At 71.1% G+C, this 21,008-nt stretch carries 8 protein-coding genes and 1 pseudogene; 2 read left to right on the top strand and 7 right to left on the bottom strand.

All coding sequences use genetic code 11. From position 1 onward, the window contains the following. Positions 1-11: 11 nt before the first annotated feature. Positions 12-1,037, bottom strand: coding sequence for a 2,3-diaminopropionate biosynthesis protein SbnB (gene sbnB, locus ACFWPQ_RS49315; RefSeq protein ID WP_384051110.1), 1,026 nt, complete (start codon positions 1,035-1,037; stop codon positions 12-14). A gap of 133 nt (positions 1,038-1,170) precedes the next feature. On the opposite strand from sbnB, the gene ACFWPQ_RS49310 reads away from it, so the two are divergent. Together ACFWPQ_RS49310 and ACFWPQ_RS49305 are read left to right on the top strand one after the other, a co-directional pair. Then, complete coding sequence (locus ACFWPQ_RS49310) at positions 1,171-1,326, top strand: hypothetical protein (protein WP_384051107.1); 156 nt, start codon at positions 1,171-1,173, stop codon at positions 1,324-1,326. Positions 1,327-1,476: 150 nt separating this feature from the next. Then, positions 1,477-2,583, top strand: a complete 1,107-nt coding sequence (locus ACFWPQ_RS49305; RefSeq protein ID WP_384051104.1) for an inosamine-phosphate amidinotransferase 1 — start codon at positions 1,477-1,479, stop codon at positions 2,581-2,583. Positions 2,584-2,617: 34 nt separating this feature from the next. Here ACFWPQ_RS49305 and ACFWPQ_RS49300 read toward each other — a convergent pair whose 3' ends face one another. From ACFWPQ_RS49300 to ACFWPQ_RS49275, 6 genes and pseudogenes are all read right to left on the bottom strand, one after another. After that, positions 2,618-3,376 (bottom strand): ABC transporter permease, encoded by a 759-nt coding sequence (locus ACFWPQ_RS49300; protein WP_384051101.1) that lies wholly within the window; start codon positions 3,374-3,376, stop codon positions 2,618-2,620. Next, the gene (locus ACFWPQ_RS49295) at positions 3,373-4,902 is read right to left on the bottom strand and encodes an ABC transporter permease subunit (protein WP_384051098.1); all 1,530 of its coding nucleotides are present in this window, start codon (positions 4,900-4,902) and stop codon (positions 3,373-3,375) included. Before ACFWPQ_RS49295 ends, ACFWPQ_RS49300 begins: the two co-directional genes overlap by 4 nt. Beyond that, a complete protein-coding gene (locus tag ACFWPQ_RS49290) occupies positions 4,899-5,831 on the bottom strand; it encodes an ABC transporter ATP-binding protein (RefSeq protein ID WP_384051095.1) in 933 nt (310 codons plus the stop codon). The genes ACFWPQ_RS49295 and ACFWPQ_RS49290 overlap by 4 nt, the downstream gene beginning before the upstream one ends. 154 nt (positions 5,832-5,985) lie before the next feature. Continuing rightward, complete coding sequence (locus ACFWPQ_RS49285) at positions 5,986-12,468, bottom strand: amino acid adenylation domain-containing protein (protein WP_384051092.1); 6,483 nt, start codon at positions 12,466-12,468, stop codon at positions 5,986-5,988. Next, complete coding sequence (locus ACFWPQ_RS49280; RefSeq protein ID WP_384051124.1) at positions 12,465-20,510, bottom strand: amino acid adenylation domain-containing protein; 8,046 nt, start codon at positions 20,508-20,510, stop codon at positions 12,465-12,467. The genes ACFWPQ_RS49285 and ACFWPQ_RS49280 overlap by 4 nt, the downstream gene beginning before the upstream one ends. A 39-nt stretch (positions 20,511-20,549) precedes the next feature. Next, a pseudogene (locus ACFWPQ_RS49275) lies at positions 20,550-21,005 on the bottom strand (hypothetical protein); the annotation flags it as partial. Positions 21,006-21,008 lie beyond the last annotated feature (3 nt).

The following is a 21,008-nucleotide window of genomic DNA, read 5'->3' as shown; positions in this document are numbered from 1 at the left end:
ACGCGGCGCCCTCAACCGCCGTATCGGGACAGTTCGTGGAAGAAGTCGGCCACGGTCACGCCCGCCGTGGTCCGGTCGTAGACGTGGCGGGCGACGACGAGATCCAGTACGCCCAGCCCGAAGGGCGAGAACACCACTGTGCGGTCGTCCGGAGGGGTGAACGTTCCGGTCAGCACGTCGTACAGGGTGGCGTGTACGTGGTCGCGGTTGTGCACGGCCTGCTCGGCGAGGTGTACCGAGGTCGCGGCCTTGAGACAGTGTTCGACGTCGTCCACGACGTTGCAACTGTCCAGCACGACCCGAGGCGACAGGTCGCGCAGCGACACGTGCAGCACCAGCGGGTGGTGCGCGAACCAGTCTGGGTCCTCGACGTACGGGGTTCCCGCGGTCGTCGCGAACAGCAGCAGGTCCGCCGAGCGCACCAGGCTCTCCAGATCCTCGTGCACGGTGACCCGGCGGGCGCCGGCGCGCTCCAGGTGTCCGGCGAAGCCCCGGGCGTGCTCCGCGTTGTCGTCGAAGAGGCCGATCTCCTCGAACTCGAACCCGGCCGCCACCAGATAGGTGTGCACGAACCGGGCTATCAGGCCGGTGCCGACGACGCCCAGCCTCGCGGGCCGCGGCCGGCCGGCGCCCAGCGTGACGGCGGCCACCGCGGCGGACGCCGCGGTGCGGACCGCGCTGATGATGGAGCCTTCCAGGCACGCCAACGGATAGCCGGTCTCCTGGTCGTTCAGCACGACGACGGCGGACGCCCTCGGGATGCCCTTCGCCACGTTCGCGGGGAAGCTGGAGATCCATTTGATGCCGGAGACGGCGACGTCACCGCCCACGTGGGCCGGGAGCGCGATGATCCGGTTGGCGGGGTCGTCGGGGAATCGCAGGAAGTACGACGGCGGGTTCTCCGTCCTGCCGTCGCCGTGCAGCCGGTAGCCGTGCTCGACGATGCCGAGCAGTTCCTTCTCACGGCCGTGGAGTACGTCGTGCACCGCCTTTCCGGAGATCACCGTGAAAGGCGGTGGTGCCGTGGTGTCAGCCATGGTCTGCCTCTCGTTTTGTCCGCACACCTCACCGTCAGAGGCCAAACCTACTCCAGCCCGACCCGGCCGAAAACAGTATTCGCACGGTGGTAAAGCCCCCTGCTTTCGCCCGTCCGCTGCTAGACTTTCGCGCATGGATAAACGCTGGACGATAGCGATTCTGGTACTCCTCGTGATCATCGCCGCCGCAGCGCTGACGTTCGGCGGCCACCACAAGAAGGCCCCGGACAAGAGCTTGGGTCGTTTTTCCCCACACGCCACCCAGGCAGTCGGCTTTATGCCCGTTTAAACCCCCGTATCGGGCGTGAAATTGTTCGACTGCGGCAGCTAATCAGTTGAACCCCATGCCCCTTTCCCTATTACGGGAAAACGTGATTCATTGGCGGTGCTGCGCATTCTGTGCGCAGCAGGACCAAGACCACGAGTAAATGGGGAGAAGATGACGAACGCGATATCAGAATCGGCTTCCGCCGACGAGGCGACACGGCCCGCGGTCAACTCATGGGACGAGTTCACGCAGCTTCGGGAGGTGATCGTCGGCGACGTGGCGAACGCCCGGCTTCCTCGGATGAGTGATGTCTCGGCATGGCTCGCCTGCTATCCGACGCTCTCGGAAAAGGAGTTGCAGGAGGTCGCCCAGGGCGCGTTCCCCCAGCAGGTCGTCGAGGAGACCACCGAGGACCTGGCGACGCTGATCGCCACACTGCGGGACCTGGGCGTGACCGTGCACCAGCCCGCCGCACCGGATCACTCGAAGGTGTTCCGCTCGCCGGACTGGACAAGCGACGGCTACCTGTCGTACTGCCCCCGCGACATCACGATGGTCCTCGGTTCGGCGATCGTCGAGACGCCGAGCCCCATGCGCGCCCGGTACTTCGAACTGCTCGGCGGGATGCGGGAGCTCTTCCAGGACTACATGCTGCGCGGCGCGACCTGGCTCTCCGCGCCCAAACCGCGCCTGGCCGACGACCTGTTCTCCCTGGACGACGAGGGCCTGCCGCTGCTGGGCGAGAGCGAGCCGGTCTTCGACGCGGCGAACGTGCTGCGCATCGGCCGGGACGTGATCTACCAGGTCTCCCGCAGCGGCAACGAACTCGGGCTGCGCTGGCTGGAGTCCACGCTGCGGCTGTTCGGCGACTTCCGGGTCCATCCGGTCCGCGGGGTGTACGGCTACACGCACATCGACACCACCATCACCCTGCTGCGCCCCGGTCTGGTGCTGCTCAACCCCGAGCGGCTGACCGAGGAGACGGTCCCCGCGTGCTTCCGCGGCTGGGACATCCTGTGGTCGCCGCCGATCCGCGACGTCCCGGCGATCGTCGCGCGCCCGCTGAGCGCACCCTGGCTGGGGATGAACCTGCTCATGGTGAGCCCGGACGTGGCGATCGTGGACGCGGACCAGCCGGAGCTGATCTCCGCCATGGAGAAGAAGGGCATCACGGTGCTTCCCCACCGACTGCGGCACTCGCGGGTCCTCGGCGGCGGGTTCCACTGCGTCACCCTCGACATCGTCCGCGACGGAGACCTCGAGGACTACAGCGCCTGAGCGGCACGGCACCGGGTGAGCGGCACGCGCGGGGCTAGGCATCGCGCCTCCCCAGCAGCACCCCGCCGACCAGCAGTCCCGCCGCGGCCCACCCGGCTGTCACACCGAGGCCGGCCCACGGGCTGATGGGCAGGCTGTCGAGATGGGTGGTGGCCTGGATGGCGAGCCCCGCGCTCATCGGTGCGATCTTTTCGAGCAGGTGCTGCCAGCGCGGGGCGCTGACGGCCTGGGAGACGATCGGGACGATGTACAGCAGGCCGAGGACGACTCCGATGCTGGTCGCGGAGTCCCGTACGGCGGTAGCGACACCGAGGCTCAGCAGGCCGATCAGTATCAGGTAGAGGACCGTTCCGAAGACCGCGCGCAGCGTCGTCCCGTCGGACAGGGACAGGGCCCGGTCGCCGGCGTCGGGCAGGATGAGCCGCCCGGCGAGCACCGACCCGAGGACGGCGGCCGTTCCGCCGACAGCCACGACGCCGACGAGAGTCGCGGCCTTGGCGGCGAAGAGCACCGCCCGCCGCGGCACCGCCGTCAGGGTGGTGCGGATCATGCCCGAGCTGTACTCCCCGCTGATGATCAGCACGGCCAGGATGGCGACCAGTGCCTGGCCGAGGTAGACCCCCATGAGGCTGACCTTGGTCGTGTCGCCGCCGCAGCCGTCGGCCGTGCAGTGCACCACCGCGGTCGCCCCGGCCCCCAGGGCCGTCGTCGCCGCGACGGTACCGAGCAGCAGCCACAGCGGACCGGCGACGGTCCGGAGCTTCGTCCACTCCGCGTGCAGTGCGAGGCTCATGCGTCCCTCCGGTTGAGGAGGACGGCGGCCACGGCCACGCTCACCACCGCGTATGCGGCCAGAACGGCGAACCCGGCCCACGGCGCCAGCGGATAGTAGCCGTTGTACGGCGTGTAGTGGCTTGCCACCTGGTCGTACTGCACCAGCGTCTGCTGGACGGCGAAGGCCGCCCCCGGCGTCACCCGGGCCAGCCAGTTCGCGGCGCTCGCGGGCATGAACGGAGTGGCGGTCAGGACGTACGGCAGCACGATGGCCACGATGACGGTGGTGACCGCGCCGGCGCTGTGCCGGAAGACGGTGCCCACGGAGAGGGCGAGCACCGAGGCGGTCGCGAGCAGCGCCGCGGTCCCGAGCACCACCCGCAGTTCGGCCGAGGAGTCCACCGGGAAGAGGTACACCCCGTGGTTCCGCGCCAGCCGCTCGCCGAGCGGGACCGCGAGGGCCGTTCCCACCAGCCCGGTGACGAAGGTGACGCCGCCCAGCACCATCGCCTTGGCCACCAGCACCCGGCTCCGCCTCGGACTGACCGCCAGGGTCGTGTGGATCATGTTGTTGCGGTATTCCGAGGTGATGAACAGCGTCCCTACGACGGTCACCGCGATCAGCGCGGCGAAGGTGCCGGTGAGGATGTCCCGGAGGGTGCCGCCGGTCGGCAGGGTCTCGCGGACCGCGGGCGCCACGTCTCCTGCGCCGCTCACCGTGAACTGCTCGCCGGACCGGGTGAACGAGCCCGACGCGTTGTTCGGGTAGCCGGCGAAGGTGGGTGAGTCGGCGCCCAGTTGCTCGCCCTTCCACTCACCGCCGGTCCAGCCCCCTTGGAGGCGCACATCGTCGAAGACGGCCGTCGACACGCTGCCGGCCGTGCCCAGGCCCTGCACGGCGGGCGGAGAGGCGACGAACAGCCCGACCTGCACGGTCGATCCGAGTCCGCTCACGTGCGCGGTGCCCACCTTGGTCCAGTTCGTGCCGTCGGTGGAGGCGTAGCCGGTGATGGTGGTGCCCGAGCGGTCCAGCCGCAGCCAGCGGGGGGACTTGGCGGTGACCTGACCGGGAAGGCCGGCGGTGTCGTGGACGTAGTCGTCCTGCATCCGCACGCCGTGGCTGCCGGTGGCCATGATCGCCGCGTACGGCGATCCCTGGCGGGTGCTCTCCTTGACGATGAGCCCGGCCTTCGCCCACGGCACGGTGCCGGGCCGCAGGTCATCGGGGCCCTTGGGGATGCGGCTCTCCAGCGCGGAGACGGAGACGGTGACGCTGCCGTTGCCGGTCAGCGGCTGGTGCACGAGGAAATAGCTGTCGGTGACGGGTTCGCCGCCCGGTCCGACCGGCACCGGCGGCGAGCCCTTCTGATCGCTGCTGATCCCGGTGAGCAGGGCGACCGCCACCACCAGGAGTGCCGCCACCGCCATGCCGTACAGCCAGTTCCGGACGGTGCGGAACTTGGTCCATTCCGCGTGCAGGAGCTGGAGGAAACCGTCCCGGCCGGGCTTCCTGCCGACGGGACGCGGGGTCATGGTGGCGGTCACCGGGACGCCTCCGTGGGTGCGGCGGCGCGGAACTCGACCGCGTTGCGGGTGAGTTCCATGTAGGCCTCTTCGAGCGTGGCCCGGTGCGCCGACACCTCCGAGAACGGCACCCCTCCCTTGTTCAGCGCCGTCACGATGCGGTCCGGGGCGAGCCCGGAGACGGTGATGGTGTCGCTGCCGATGGCCGCCACGGTGGCACCGGCCTCGGCGAGGACCCGCATGGTGTCCTGCGGGGCGGTGGTCCGTACGGCGACCCGGCTCTCGGACGCGGCCCCGATGAGTTCGGCCACGCTGGTGTCGGCGATGACCTTGCCGCGCCCGACCGCCACCAGCCGGTCGGCCGTGTCCTGCAACTCGCTCATCAGATGGCTGGACACCAGGACGGCGCGGCCCTGAGCGGCCAGCGACCGCAGGAAGCCGCGAATCCAGATGATGCCTTCGGGGTCCATGCCGTTGAACGGCTCGTCGAGCATCACCGTCGCCGGGTCGCCCAGCAGCGCCGCGGCGATCCCGAGCCGCTGCCGCATGCCGAGCGAGTAGCCGCCGGCCTTCCGCCGCGCCGCCGACGTCAGGCCGACCAGTTCGAGCACCTCGTCCACGCGGCGCGCGGCCATGCCCTGTGAGTGCGCCAGCCAGAGGAGATGGCCGCGAGCACTGCGGCTGGGATGCAGCGCGGCCGCGTCCAGGAGTGAACCCACGTGGCTCAGCGGGTGCCGGAGACTGTGATACGGCTTCCCGCCGATCAACGCTGTCCCCTCGTCGGCCGAGTCCAGTCCGAGGATCACCCGCATCGTCGTGGACTTCCCGGCACCGTTGGGGCCGACGAACCCGGTCACCACACCGGGGCGGACGTCGAACGTCATCCCGTCCAGGGCCACCGTGCGTCCGAAGTGCTTGCGCAGTCCGGAGACTTTGATGGTTGCTTCCATGTCAGCAAGGCTAGGGAGGCCAGGCGCCGCAGACATCACGTGGCGGTGCCATCTTCACCGCCCCCGGGAGGAGCGACGCCCCGCAGCCCGCATCCCTCTCAGGAGCTAGAAGACCCCCCTCACAGGAGGGGGGTCTGGGGCGCGGGGCGCGTTCCTAGAGTTCGAACTCCTCGTACTCGCCGGACCCTTCCGTACCGTCGGCGGAGCCGAACACGGCCCGGTCGACGGTCGCGGCGGTCTCGGCGATCGTGGGCTCGTGGAACATGGCGGTGAGGGGCAGCTCGACGCCGAACACGTCCCTGATCCTCGACACGACCTGGGTGGCGAGCAGGGAGTGGCCGCCGAGTTCGAAGAAGTTGTCGCGGGTGCCGATCCGGGTCCGGCCCAGGATGTCGGACCAGAACCCGGCGAGGAGTTCCTCGGTGCGGGTGGCGGGCGCGACGTACTGGTGGACGGGCTGGGGCCCGCTCTGGTCGGGGTCGGGCAGGGCGGCACGGTCGACCTTGCCGGTGGGGGTCAGCGGCAGCGCGGCCAGTTCGGTGAAGGTCGCCGGGACCATGAAGTCCGGTAGCCGCCGCCGGAGGTGTTCCCGCAGGTCGGCCACGGACGGGATCGGCTCACCGGCCTCGGCCGGGGTCAGGTGGGCGCCCAGCCGGGTCAGGTCGCCGTCCCCGACGACGGCGACGACCGCCGCCCCCACGCCCGGGTGGCCGGCCAGCGCGGCCTCGATCTCCCCCGGCTCGATCCGGTAGCCGCGCACCTTGACCTGGTCGTCGAACCGGCCCAGGAACTCCAGGTGCCCCGCCTGGTGCCACCTGACCCGGTCGCCGGTCCGGTACAGGCGGGAACCGTCGGCGGCGAACGGGTCGGCGACGAACCGCTCCGCGGTGAGGCCGGGCGCGCGGATGTAGCCGCGGGCCAGGTGCGCCCCGCCGACGAACAGTTCGCCGGGCACGCCCTCGGGTACCGGGGTCAGGTCGCCGGCCAGCACGTGGAGGCGGGTGTTGGCGGCCGGGACACCGATCGGCACCACGCCCTCCGCCGGGTCGCCGTGCGGCTCGTAGGTGTGGGCGGTGACGTCGATGGTGGTCTCGGTCGGCCCGTACACGTTGTGCAGGGGCACCGGCAGCACACGGGTGAGCGCAGCGGCGGCCCGGCCGGTGAGCTGTTCCCCGCCGCAGACCACCCCCCTGATCGCGGAGCATCCGGCGAGGGCGGCGCGCCCGGTGAGCAGGCCGAGCATGGCGGGCACCGTCGGGAGGACGGTGACCTGCTGCGCGGTCATCGTCTCGATCAGACCGTCGGGGTCCGCGGCGACCCCGGACGCGGGGGCGACGACCAGGGCTCCGCCGGCGGCCAGTGCGGGATACAGCTCGATCCCGAAGGCGTCGAAGCTCGGCGAGGACGACACGAGGACCCGGTCGCTCGCGGTGATCCCGAACCGCTCGTCGAACCAGCGCACGTAGTTCGCCAGCGACCCGTGGCTGACCATGACGCCCTTGGGGGTTCCGGTCGAGCCGGAGGTGTAGATCACGTAGGCGAGACCGTCGGGCCGTACGGCGACGGCCGGTTCCGGGACGTCCCGGGTGTCCGGGTCCGGGGAGGCGGCCATGATGCGCCGGACCTTCGGATTGTCCAGGGCGACCACCCGTACCCGCCGCAACGGCAGGTTCTCGACCATGTCCGCCATACCGACCAGCACTTCGGCGCGGCTGTCGGCGAGCATGAACGCCAGCCGGTCGGACGGGTAGCCCGGGTCCAGCGGCAGGTACGCGCCGCCGGCCCGCCAGACCGCGAGGACCGCGACGACGAGGTCGGCCCCGCGCGGCAGGCACAGACCCACCACGGTGTCCGGTCCCACCCGTGCGAGGCGGAGGTAGGCGGCGAGCCGTCCGGCCCGCGCCATCAGGGCCGCGTACGACAGGCTCCGCCCGTTTGAGACCACCGCGATCGCGTCCGGGGTCGCCGCCGCCCGCGCGGCGACCAGTTCGTACACCCCGTCGGCGTCGGGCCAGGTGACCGCCGTGTCGTTGCGGTCGTCGAGCAGGCGGACCCGCTCGTCCGCGGTGAGCAGCGGCAGGCGCGACAGCGGACGGCTCGCGTCGGCCGCGACGGCGGACAGCACCGTCTGCAGGTGCTCGGCCATCCGCCGTACCGTGGCCGGGTCGAAGAGCTCGGCGTTGTAGTGGATCCCGCCCGACAGGCCCCCGACGAGGTCGTCGGAGATCGTCAGCCGTACGTCGAACCGGGTGTCGACCTCGATGTCGAGGACCTCCGGGGCCGCTCCGGGCCCGTCGCCGGTGACGGTCGGTCCGGCCGGCCGGCCTTCGCCGGGCGTGTAGTTGAAGATGGCCTGGAACAGCGGGGTGCGGGTCTCGTCGCGGTCGGTGACGAGGGCGTCGACCAGCTGCTCGAAGGGCAGGTCCTGGTTGGCGTAGGCGGCGAGCGACATGTCGCGGACCCGGGTCAGCAGTTCGGTGAAGGCGGGGTCGCCGGACAGGTCGGTGCGCAGCACCAGGCTGTTGACGAAGAAGCCGATCAGGTCCTCGGTCTCGGCCCGGTTCCGGGCCGCCACCGGTGTGCCCACCGCGATGTCGTCCTGGCCGCTGTAGCGGCTCAGCACCAGGGTGTAGGCGGCCAGCAGCGTCATGAACATCGACGCGTCCTGCTCCCTGGCGACCTTCCGCAGGCTCTCGGTGACCGAAGCGGACAGCCGGAAGCCGACGACGGCACCGGCCCGGGACGGCACCGGCGGGCGGGGCCGGTCCGTGGGCAGGTCCAGGACGGGGACCCCGGCGAGCTGCGCACGCCAGTACGTCAGTTGTTCGTCGAGGACGTCGCCGCTCAGCCAGGACCGCTGCCACACCGCGAAGTCGGCGTACTGCACCGGCAGCGGCGGCAGCGGATCGGCCTCGCCCGCCCGGAACGCGTCGTACAGCGCGCGCAGTTCACGGCGCAGGACCTGGTCCGACCATTCGTCGAACGTCACGTGGTGCATGGTGAGGGCGAGCACGTGCTCGGCCGGACCGAGGCGGTACAACACGGCGCGGAGCATCGGTCCGGCGGCGAGATCGATCGGGACCCGGGCGTCCTGGTCGACCAACTGCTGGGCCACGCGAGCCGGTTCGGGACATCCCGACAGGTCGACGACCGGCAGTGCGACGACCCCGGGCGGGTCGACGACCTGGTGCGGCACACCGTCGGTACCGGTCACCAGCCGGGTCCGCAGGATCTCGTGCCGTGCCGTGACCGCGGTCAGCGCCGCACCGAGCGCGGCCGGGTCCACGTCGGACGTGAACCGTATCCGGGTGGGCAGGACGAACTCGGCCGAGCCGGGCTCCAGTTGGTCGATGAACCAGAGCCGCTGCTGGCCGAAGGACAGGGGCAGGGGCTGGTCCCGGCCGACCGGGGTGACCGGAGGTGCGGCCGGTTCCGTCCGGGGGCCTTCGAGGAGCGCGGCCAGGTCCCGCAGGGTGGGGTGGTCGAACGGCGCGGAGAACGGGATCTCGACCCCGAAGACGTCACGGACGCGGAAGGTGACCTGGACGGCGAGCAGGGAGTGGCCGCCGAGCTCGAAGAAGTCGTCCTCGGCGCCGACCCGGTCGACGTGCAGCACCTCGGCCCAGATGGCGGCCAGGAGTTCTTCGGCCGCCGTGGCGGGGGGCACGTAGTGGTCCAGGTCCGGGCCGTTCTCGTCGGGGTCGGGGAGGGCGGCGCGGTTGACCTTGCCCGCGGGGGTGAGGGGGAGGGCGGCCAGTTCGGTGAAGACGGTGGGGAGCATGTGCTCGGGCAGACGCCGGGCCGCGAACGTGCGCAGCTCCTCCGCGGCAGGGATCCCCTCGGCCGGGTCGGCCGGCACCAGGTAGGCGGCCAGCCGGGCGGCGGCGCCCTCGCCCCGGGCGGCGACGACCGCGGTCCTGACCTGCGGGTGCGTGGCGAGCACGGCCTCGACCTCGCCCGGCTCGATCCGGAATCCACGTACCTTGACCTGGTCGTCCACCCGGCCCACGAAGTCCAGCCGCCCGTCCGGCAGCCACCGTACCCGGTCGCCCGTGCGGTACATCCGGGTGCCGTCCGCCGCGAACGGGTCGGGGACGAACCGTTCCGCCGTCAGAGCCGACCGCCCCACGTAGCCGCGCGCCACCTGGGCGCCGGCGACGAACAGTTCGCCCGGTACGCCGGTCGGCACCAGGCCCAGGCAGCGATCCAGCACGTACACCCGGGTGTTGGTGACCGGGGTGCCGATCGGCGCGCCGTCGCCCGGACGGCACAGGCCGGCCGACGCGCACACCGTCGTCTCCGTGGGCCCGTAGGCGTTGTACAGCCGCCTTCCCTCCGCCCACACCGCGGCCAGGTCCTCGTCCAGCCGCTCCCCCGCCGTCACCAACGTCCCCACACCCGCGAGCTGTCCCGGGTCGCCCGACGTCAACGCCTGGAGCAGGGACGGCGGCACGGTCGCCACCCCCACCCCCGCAGACCGCAGCAACCCGGCCACCCGGCCCGGCTCGGCCCGCTCCCGCGCCGAGGCCACCACGAACGCCGCCCCCGAAGCCAGCGCCAACAACAGCTCCCACACCGACGCATCAAAACTGAACGACGCAAACCCCAACACCCGCTCACCCGCGCCCAACCCGAACAACCGCCGCTGCGCCACCGCCAGGTTCACCACACCACCATGGGTCACCTGCACACCCTTCGGCACACCCGTCGACCCCGACGTAAACATCACATACGCCAGCCCGGCGGCGTCCACCGGTACGGGCTCCGGGGCCGGCGAGGCGGCCAGCAGCGCGGCATCGGCCGGGGTGTCCAGGCACAGCACCCGCAGCCGGCCGACCGGCAGTTCGTCGGCCAGCTCGCTGGTGCTCACCAGGACCGGGGCACGGCTGTCGGCCAGCATGAACGCCAGCCGCTCCGGCGGGTAGCCGGGGTCGAGCGGCAGGTAGGCCGCCCCGGCCCGCCACACTCCGAGTACGGCCGCGACCATGTCGATCCCGGGCGGCAGGCACAGGCCGACCACCGACTCCGGGCCCGCGCCCGCCGACCGCAGCAGCCCCGCGAACCGCCCGGCCCGCTGCCACAGCGCCTCGTACGTCATCTGCCACGAGCCGCACACCACCGCCACCGCGTCCGGGTGCCGCCGTACCTGTTCGGCGACCAGCTCGTGCGCCCCGCCCGCAGCGGTCGACGGCGCCGCCGTGTCGTTCCAGTCCGTCACCACCTGCGCGCGTTCGGCGGCGGTCAGGACGGGCAGCTCCGCCACCTTCCGGTCCGTGCTCGCCGCGATCGCCTCCAGCACGGTGGCCAGGTGCTCCGCCATCCGCTCCATCGCGGCCGGCACGAACCGGTTCCGCTCGTAGTCGAGGCGGATCGACAGCTCCGGTCCCGGTCCGATGCCCGCGGCCACGGTCAGCGGGTAGTTGCCCTGCGGGCGGCCGTGGAACACCGCGCCGACGCGCAGACCGCCACCGCCCGTGCCGGGCGAGTCCTGCCCGCCGTGCCAGCCCGGGGCGGGGTAGTTCTCGAAGACGAACAGGGTCTCGAACAGGGGCTGTCCGGTGGGGATCTGGCTGCAGGCCTGGATGTCGGTCAGCGGGGTGTGTTCGTAGCGGCGGCCGCGTGCCTGCTCGGCCTGGATCGCGGCCAGCCACTGCGGGACGGTCTCGCCGGGGTCGATCCTGATGCGGGCCGGGGTGGTGTTCATCAGCAGTCCGACCATGGCCTCGATGCCGTCGAGCCGGCTGCCGCGCCCGGAGGAGGTGACGCCGAACAGGACGTCGTCGGTGCCCGCGTAGCGGGCGGTGAGAACCGCCCAGGCGCCCTGGACGACCGTGTTGACGGTCAGCCGGTGCCGTCGCGCGAACTCCGTCACCCGGGCGAAGGCGTCCTGGTCCAGCCGGGCCCAGGCGGTGCCCCGCCCGGTCTCTCCCGTCTCGTGTCCGACACCGAGAGCGGTGGGGACGGCGAATCCGGCGAGCTGGTCGCGCCAGTACCGCTTGGCCTCGTCCTGGTCCTGGCCGAGCAGCCAGGCCACGAAGTCGCGGAACGGGCGCCGGTCCGGCAGCACCGGCTGCCGCCCGGCCACCAGTTCCTGGTAGACCCGCAGCACCTCACCGATGACCGCGGGGCTGCTCCAGCCGTCGAGCACCAGGTGGTGGTAGCTCCACAGCAGCTGGTGCCGACGCTCGCCCAGGCGCACCAGCGCGAGCCGCACCAGTGTCCGCGCCCCGAAGTCGGCACCCTCCGACTCGTCAGCGGCCACGTACGCGTCGATCGCGCGCTGTTGGTCCTCCTCGTCGAGCCCTGACACGTCCACCACCTGCCAGGGCAACGGCACGGACCGCGACACCACCGCCATCGGCACCGGAACCTGCTCCCACACCACCCCGGTTCGCAGCACCTCGTGGCGCGCGAACACCAGCTCCCAGGCCCGCCGGAGTACCTCCACGTCCAGCTCGCCCTGGAGGGGAAGACCCGTCCAGATCCAGTACGCCCCCGTTCCGGGAGCGAGTCGGGAGTGGAACAGCATGCCCTGCTGCAGCCCCGTGAGCGGGTAGATGTCCTCGATGGCTCCGCTGCCGGGCTGCGCTGGATCGAACGCTGTCGGATCGAATGCTGTCAGATCGAACGCTGTCATGACCGACCTCCGGAATCGGTGCTCCCACCCGGCCGGGACACCGAGCCGAAACGTTGTTTGATGAAGTCGAGGGAAGACTGGTCGAGGGCGGCCAGCGGGAAGTCCGACGGGGTGATCCCGCTGGCCTGCGGGGCGCAGCAGTGGTCGATCAGTTCGCCGAGGATCTGCAGGTGGCGGTGGGCCAGGCCGGAGATCGTGGCCGCGTCGTGGATCTCGCTGCTGTAGGTCCAGCCCAGGCTCAGGCGGCCGTCGACCACCTGTCCGTTGATCTCGATCAGGTACGGCCGGTCGCCCTCGCGGGAGTGTGCGTGGCCCTGTGGTCCGTCGACCGCCCGGAAGGGGGCGTGGGCGTCGCCGGTCCGGTCGCCGGTGGGCCTGCCGGGGGCGGCCTGGCCGAGGTAGTTGAAGCTGATCTCCGCGGTGGCCGGGGGCCGCCAGTCCGCGAGGTGGCGCAACAGGCCGTACCCCATGCCGTGACGGGGCACCCGCCGCAGCATCGCGTCGGTGTCGGCCAGCACCGCACCCGGCGCGGTCCCGCCGGGCAGCGCGACCGGGTACAGACACGTGAACCAGCCCACGGTCCGGGACAGATCGATCCCCGGACCCTCCTCGTGCCGGCCATGACTCTCCACGTCCACGACCGCCGGGCCACCGTCGCCGAGCCACCCGCCGAGCACCATCCCCAACCCCGCCAACAGCACCTCGTCGACCCGCAGCCGGGACACCGAAGGCACCCGCGACAACAGCAGCGACGTCAGCTCACCGCTCAACCACACCCGCACGTCCCGGGCCGCCACCGTCGCGTTGCCCCCGTCCGCCCGGTCCCGCGGCAACGGCCTTGCGTGCGCCGCCACTTGTTCCCAGTACGGCGCTTCGGCGGCGATCTCGTCCGACCCGGCCAGTTCCGTCAGGTACGACGACCAGGCGGCGAACGACGTCGTCTTCGGGGGCAGCGCCACCGGCTCCCCCGCGGCCAACCGTCCGTACGCGGAGCCCAGATCACCCACCAGCACCGGCCACGACATGGTGTCGACCACCAGATGGTGCGCCACCACCAGGATCAGTGGCGAGCTCTCCCCCCGGTCGAAGAGCACCACACGCATCAGCGGTCCCGCCGACAGGTCCAGCGATTGCTGCGCCATGTTCGCGACACCCGTCAGCCACTGCTCCTCGGCAGTTCCGGGCGGGCACGTCCCCGCCTCCCACACCACGTCCACCGCGTCCACCGCGTCCACCGCGTCGTCCGCGATGTCGGCGACGCGGCCCCGCCACTCCCCGCCCGCCGGCTCGAACCGGGAGCGCAGACCGTCATGGTGGGCCAGTACCTCGGCCACCGCGTCCCGCAGGATCGCCGTGTCGACCGCGCCCGGGGCTCCCAGCAGCACCGACTGGTTGAAGTGCCACGGCACCGGCAGGTCCAGCCCGAAGAACCACTTCTGCACCGGCGACAGCGCCACCTCACCGACGACGGTGCCCTGGTCCCGGACCGCGCCCGTACCGACCTCGGCGGCCCTCGCCAGCGATTCCACCGTCTGGAAGTCGAACAACTGCGCGACCGAGATGCCCACTCCGGCCGAACGCGCTCGCGCCACCACCTGGATCCCGATGATCGAGTCGCCGCCCAGCTCGAAGAAGTTGTCCTCGACGCCGACCCGGTCCACACCCAGCACCTCCGCCCAGATCTCGGCCAGTGCCCGCTCCGTCGCGGTTCGCGGGGCGAGGTAGCGGCTGGACAGATCGGCACGGCCGGGGTCGGGGTCGGGGAGGGCGGCCCGGTCGAGCTTCCCGCCCGGCGTCAGCGGCAGCGCCGACAACTCGGTGAAGGAGGCCGGGACCATGAACGCGGGGAGCCGGGACCTCAGGTACTCGCGCAGCTCGCCCGGGGCAGGAAGGCTCTCCGTGGGATCGGCGGGGACGAGGTAGGCCACCAGCCGGGAGGCGTCCTCGGCTCCGGCGACCGTGACCACCGCCGATCCGATCCCGGCATGCCTGGTCAGGACGGCTTCGATCTCCGCCGGCTCGATGCGATAACCACGCACCTTCACCTGCTCATCCACCCGCCCCACGAACTCCAGCCGCCCGTCGGCACCCCACCGCACCCGGTCACCCGTCCGATACACCCGCGAACCATCACCCGCGAACGGATCAGCGATAAACCGCTCCGCCGACAGCGCCGCACGACCGACATACCCACGCGCCACACCCACGCCACCCACGAGCAACTCACCGGCCACACCCGCCGGCACGAGATTCAGCGCACCGTCCACCACATACAGACGGGCGCCCGGAACCGGCCCTCCGATCGACGGAACCTCACCGTCGCCGTCCACCAGCCCGATACTCGCCACCACCGTCGCCTCGGTCGGCCCGTAGGCATTCAGCAACCGCCGCCCGTCCGCCCGCCACACCGACGCCAACGCCGCATCCACCCGCTCAGCACCCGACACCAAGGTCTTCACCCCGGCCAGATCGGCCGGCCGCAGTGTCCGCAGCAACGACGGCACCATGAACGCCAGTTCCACCCCGGCCGCACGAACCAACCCACCGGGCTCGGTCCGCTCACCGGACGACGCCACGACCAGCGTGCCACCACCCGCCAACACCATCACCAGCTCCCACACCGCCGCGTCGAAGCTGAACGGCGCCAACAACAAGCCCCGGGACCCCTTGCCCAGCAACGGCCACAGACCGGCCGCCAGATTCACCAGCCCACCATGGCCCACCTGGACGCCCTTCGGGACACCCGTCGTCCCCGACGTGTAGATCACATACGCCAGTTGATCCGGCTCCAGCGGTATCGGTGGCAGCAGCGTGGGCAATCCGTTCAGCTCCGTGCGTACAGCCGGGTCGTCCAGCCATACGACCGTGTCCACCGCGGCATCCACCAACCCCGCAGCCACCGAACGATGGCCCACCACCACCCGCGCACCGCTGTCGGCCAGCATCAACGCCAACCGCTCCGACGGGTACTCCGGATCCAACGGCACGAACGCCGCCCCGGCCAGCCACACTCCGGCCACGGCCGTCACCAGGTCGATCCCGCGCTCCAGACACAGGCCCACCACCGACTCCGGCCCCACCCCAGAAGCTCGCAGACGACTCGCCAGCCGTGCTGCCCGAGCCAGCAGGTCGCCGTAGGTCACGTGCCGTTGCCCACTGACGACCGCGACCGCGTCGAAGCGGTCCGTGGCATGCCTCACCAGCAGCTCGTGGACGCCGACGGCGTCGGCCGGCGATCCCGTGGCGCCGGAGCCCCGCCTCAGCGACTCGGCACGCTCCGTCGCCGACACCATCGGCAGGCCGCCGATCGTGACCTCGGCGTCGGCCGCGACCGCCTCCAGCACGGTGGTCAGGTGGCCCGCCAGCCGGCTGATCGTCCCGGCGTCGAACAACGCCGTGCTGTACTCGATGCCGCCGACCAGTCCGCCGTCGTTCGCGTCCCCCATCGTCACGGACAGGTCGAACTTCACCTGGAACTCGCCGGTGCCGTCGCCGTCCAGGTTCAGGTCCGCAGCGGGGTGGGTCGGGTTGGAGTCCTCACGGGGATCGCGGGGAGCGTAGTTGAAGAAGACCTGGAAGAGGGGGGTGCGGGAGCGATCGCGTTCGGTGACCAGGGCGTCCACGAGTTGCTCGAAGGGCAGGTCCTGGTGGGCGTAGGCACCCAACGCGGTCTCCCGCACCCGACCCAGCAACTCGGTGAAGGACGGATCCCCCGACAAGTCGGTCCGCAGCACCAGCGTGTTGACGAAGAACCCGATCAGGTCCTCGGTCTCCGCCCGGTTCCGGTTCGCGACGGGCGTTCCGACGGCCACGTCGTCGAGTCCCGTATGCCGTCCCAGCACCACGTCGAGTGCGGCCAGCAACGTCATGAAGACCGTCGCGCCATTGTCCTGGGCCATCACGCGCAGTGCTTCGGCGGTCCGTGCCGGCACTCGGAACTCGGCGACCGCCCCGGCGCTGGAGCGCATCGCAGGCCGCGGTCGGTCGGTGGGCAGCTCCAGCAGCGGTGCCCCGACGAGCCGGTCCCGCCAGTAGGCCAACTGCCGGTCCAGGACCTCTCCGGTCAGCCAGACCCGTTGCCAGGCCGCGAAGTCGGCGTACTGCACCGCGAGCGGCGGCAGGGGGTCCGGTGCATCGGCCAGGAACGCCTCGTACAGGAAGGCCAGTTCACCTCGGAAGATGCCCGCGGACCAGTTGTCGAAGACCACGTGATGGGCGGCCAGGGCCAGCACGTCTCCGCGTTCTCCCAGCCGGATCAGGCAGGCCCGGATCAGTGGTCCGCGGGCCAGGTCGAAGGGCCGGGCCGCCATCCCGGCGACCAGTCCTCGCCCGGCCTCCAGTGGATCACCGAGCTCCGACAGGTCAGCCACGGGCAGGGGAACCGGCGACGGCGGGTCGACGACCTGGTGGGCGATACCGTCGGGGCCGGTCACCAGCCGGGTCCGCAGCACCTCGTGCCGGGCGACAAGGGCGGTCAGCGCCAGTCCCAGGATCCGGGGATCCGTGGTCTCGTTCCAGGACAGATATGTCGTCAGGTTGTACTCGGTGGACCCCGGTTCGAGCTGGTCGAGGAACCACAGCCGCTGCTGGGCGAACGACAGCGGCATTTCCTGGTCCCGCGGCACCGGGCTGACCGGCGGAGCCACGACACCAGGCTGTACGCCGTCGATCGCGACGGCCAGATCGCGCACGGTGGGGTGATCGAACAGCGCGGCGAGGGGTACTTCCACTCCGAACTCGGTGCGGATGCGGGACATGACCCGGGTGGCCAACAGCGAGTGCCCGCCGAGCGTGAAGAAGTCGTCCTCGGCACCGACCCGGTCCAGGCCCAGCAACCCGGCCCAGACCGCGGCCAGTACCTGCTCCGTCCGCGTCGACGGCGGGATATACGAGCCGTTCAGGACGGGACGCAGGTCAGGGGCGGGGAGAGCGGCACGGTCGAGTTTGCCGTTCGGGGACAGCGGATACGCCGCCAGCTCGATGTACGCGGCGGGAAGCATGAACTCCGGCAGCCGACGCGCCACGAACGCCCGCAACACGTCGGGGGCAGGGATGCCTTCAGCCGGCTCGGACGGGATCACATACCCGACCAGCCGTGCGGTGGCGCCGGTCCCGTCCACGACAACCACCGCGGACCGTACCGCGGGATGCGCCGCCAGGGCTGCCTCGACCTCACCCGGCTCGATCCGGAAACCACGCACCTTCACCTGCGCGTCCGCGCGTCCCAGGAAGTCCAGCCGGCCGTCGGGCAGCCAGCGGACCCGGTCACCCGTCCGGTACAAGCGCGAACCGTCTTCCGCGAACGGGTCGGCGACGAAGCGCTCCGCCGTCAACGCAGGGCGGCCTCCATAGCCACGGGCCAGCTGCGGACCACCGATGTACAACTCCCCCGGCACCCCGACCGGCACCGGATTCAGCGACCGGTCCAGCACGAACAACCGGGTGTTCGCTGTCGCACGGCCCACCGCCGGAGCACGCCCAGCCCTGGCATCCACCGGGCCGGTGGTCACCATGACCGTCGCCTCCGTCGGACCATACGTGTTGACGAGCTGACGTCCTTCGGCCCACGCCCGCGCCATCGTCGCCGTCAACCGCTCCGCACCCGACAACACCGTGTTCAAGCCCGGCACCCGCGCCGGATCCAGCACCTCCAGCAACGACGGAACCACACTCGCCGCCTCCACACCCAGCGCCGCCACCATCGCGGCCAGCCGAGCCGGATCAGACCGCTCGACACCAGCAGCAACGACCAGCGTGCCGCCACGACCCAACGTCACCGCCACATCCAGCACCGCCGCGTCGAAACTCAACGACGCGAACTGCAACACCCGCGACCCCGACGACACACCGAGCACCGGCCCGATCGCCGCCACCAGGTTCACCAGGCCGCGGTGGGGCAGGCGGGTGCCCTTCGGGGTCCCCGTAGACCCGGAGGTGTAGATGACGTACGCCAGCGCGTCCGGCTCCACCCGGGCATCCTCAGGCCGACCGCGTGGCGGCACGCCAAGCTCCGCATCGTCCAGCCACACCTCCGGCAGGTCCTCCCGAGCCGGGCCGCCCACCACGGATCGCCCCTTGAGCAACAGGACCGCGCCGGCGTCGGCCAGCATGAACTCCAGCCGCTCGGACGGGTATTCAGGATCCAGCGGCAGATACGCGCCACCCGCCAGCCACACCCCCAGCACCGCCGTCACCATGTCCACCCCACGCGGCAGACACAGCCCCACCACCGACTCCGGGCACACACCTCGCGCACTCAGCAGGCCCGCCAGGCGCCAGGCCCGGTCGACCAGCCGCCCGTATGTCATCTGCCGCTGTCCGCACACCACCGCGACCGCATCCGGGGCAGCCGCAGCACGGGCGACGATCAACTCGGCCGCACCGCCCTCCGACGGGGACGGCACGCTCTCGCCGTTCCAGCCGCCGGCCACCTGCCGCCGCTCGGCCTCCGACAACACCGATATCCGCGACAACGGACGACCCGGATCAACGGCCACCGTCTCCAACACGGCGACGACGTGCCCCGTCAGACGAGCGATCGTCTCCGAATCGAACAACTCCGTGCAGTACTCGATCAGTCCGGTCAGTCCGGTGCCGGCGTCCATCAGGTTCACCGTCAGGTCGAACTTCACCGTCTGGGGTGACGTCTGCGCGCGGTCGAGGTCGTCATGGGCCGTGGGGCCGTCGCCCTCGCCGCGCTGGTAGTTGAAGAAGACCTGGAAGAGGGGGGTGCGGGAGCGGTCGCGCTCGGTGATCAGGGCGTCCACGAGTTGCTCGAAGGGCAGGTCCTGGTGGGCGTAGGCGCCCAGCGCGGTCTCCCGCACCCGGCCCAGCAACTCGCTGAAGGAGGGATCTCCCGACAAGTCCGTCCGCAGCACCAGCGTGTTGACGAAGAACCCGATCAGGTCCTCGGTCTCCGCACGGTTCCGGTTCGCCACCGGCGTTCCGACCACCACGTCATCGGTGTCGCAGTAACGGCCCAGCACCACCAGGTAAGCCGCCAACAGCACCATGTACATGGTCGCCCCGTTCGCGCGGGCCATCTCGCGCAGCCCGTCAGCCACCGGGGCGGGGACGGTGAAGTGTGCCGCCGCGCCCTCACTGGACCGCACGGGGGGACGGGGCCGGTCGGTGGGCAGCTCCAGCACTGGCGCTCCGGTCAACCGGTCACGCCAGTAGGCAAGTTGGCCGTCGAGGACTTCGCCGGTGAGCCAGGAGCGCTGCCAGACGGCGAAGTCCGCGTACTGCACCGGCAACGGCGGCAACGGATCCGGCTCGCCGGCACGGATCGCCCGATAGAGGACCTGCAGATCGCGGCGGAGGATCCGGCCCGACCACTCGTCGGAAACAGTGTGATGCAAGGACAACACCAGCACACTGCGATCCAGACCCGCTCGCACAAGGCAGGTACGGATCAGCGGCCCGGCTGCGAGGTCGAACGGTGCCACCGCATCCGCCTCGACCAGAGACCGGACCACGGCCATCGGATCAGCAACACCGGAGACGTCCACCACCGGCAACGCAACCGGCCCCGGTGGGTCGATCACCTGCCGCGCCACACCGTCCGGGCCCGCCACCAGCCGGGTCCGCAACACCTCATGCCGCGCCACCACGGCCGCCAACGCAGCCTCCAGCGCAGCCACATCCACGCCACCGTCGAACCACACCGGCGACGGCACGTTGTACTCCACCGACCCCGGCTCCAACCGGTCCAGGAACCACAACCGCTCCTGCCCGAACGACAACGGCAACACCCCATCCCGGGAAACCGGCACCACCCCCGGCACCACCACCCCCGGCACCACCTGCTCGATGACCACCGCCAGACTGCGGACCGTCGGACCGTCAAACAGAGCAGAAAGCGGCACCTCGCTGCCGAACACCTCACGGATCCGGGAGACCACCTGGGTCGCGAGCAGCGAATGCCCGCCCAGCTCGAAGAAGTTGTCCTCGGCACCGACACGATCCCGCCCCAGCACCTGCGCCCAGATCCCCGCCAAAACCTCCTCCACCGCCCCCACCGGCTCAACAAACAAACCCACCTCAGGACCAGAGGTGTCGGGATCAGGAAGCGCGCGGCGGTCCAGCTTGCCGTTCGACGTCAACGGAACCGCAGCCAACTCCACGAACACGGAGGGGACCATGAACTCCGGCAGCCGGCCCCGCAGGAACCCACGCAACACACCAGCATCCGGTACGCCAGGACCGCCCTCGACCGGGACCACATAGGCAACCAGCCGCCGATCCACACCGTCACCGTCCGCCACCACCACAGCCGACCGCACACCCGGATGCGCAGCCAGCACAGCCTCCACCTCACCGGTTTCGACCCGGAACCCACGCACCTTCACCTGACCATCCACCCGCCCCAGGAACTCCACCTGCCCATCCGGCAACCACCGCACCCGGTCACCCGTCCGATACAACCGCGAACCATCCCCCGCAAACGGATCCGCGACAAACCGCTCCGCCGTCAACGCCGGACGCCCGCCGTATCCACGCGCCACCTGCGGACCACCGATGAACAACTCCCCCACCAC

This window comes from Streptomyces sp. NPDC058464 (assembly GCF_042721035.1).
GTDB lineage: Bacteria > Actinomycetota > Actinomycetes > Streptomycetales > Streptomycetaceae > Streptomyces.
This window is presented reverse-complemented; position numbering and strand designations above follow the sequence as displayed.

Bases quoted from the DNA above. Each gene is read 5' to 3' on its own strand.
- sbnB (WP_384051110.1), bottom strand. From the start codon at position 1,037: ATGGCTGACACCACGGCACCACCGCCTTTCACGGTGATCTCCGGAAAG.
- ACFWPQ_RS49310 (WP_384051107.1), top strand. From the start codon at position 1,171: ATGGATAAACGCTGGACGATAGCGATTCTGGTACTCCTCGTGATCATC.
- ACFWPQ_RS49305 (WP_384051104.1), top strand. From the start codon at position 1,477: ATGACGAACGCGATATCAGAATCGGCTTCCGCCGACGAGGCGACACGG.
- ACFWPQ_RS49300 (WP_384051101.1), bottom strand. From the start codon at position 3,376: ATGAGCCTCGCACTGCACGCGGAGTGGACGAAGCTCCGGACCGTCGCC.
- ACFWPQ_RS49290 (WP_384051095.1), bottom strand. From the start codon at position 5,831: ATGGAAGCAACCATCAAAGTCTCCGGACTGCGCAAGCACTTCGGACGC.
- ACFWPQ_RS49285 (WP_384051092.1), bottom strand. From the start codon at position 12,468: ATGACAGCGTTCGATCTGACAGCATTCGATCCGACAGCGTTCGATCCA.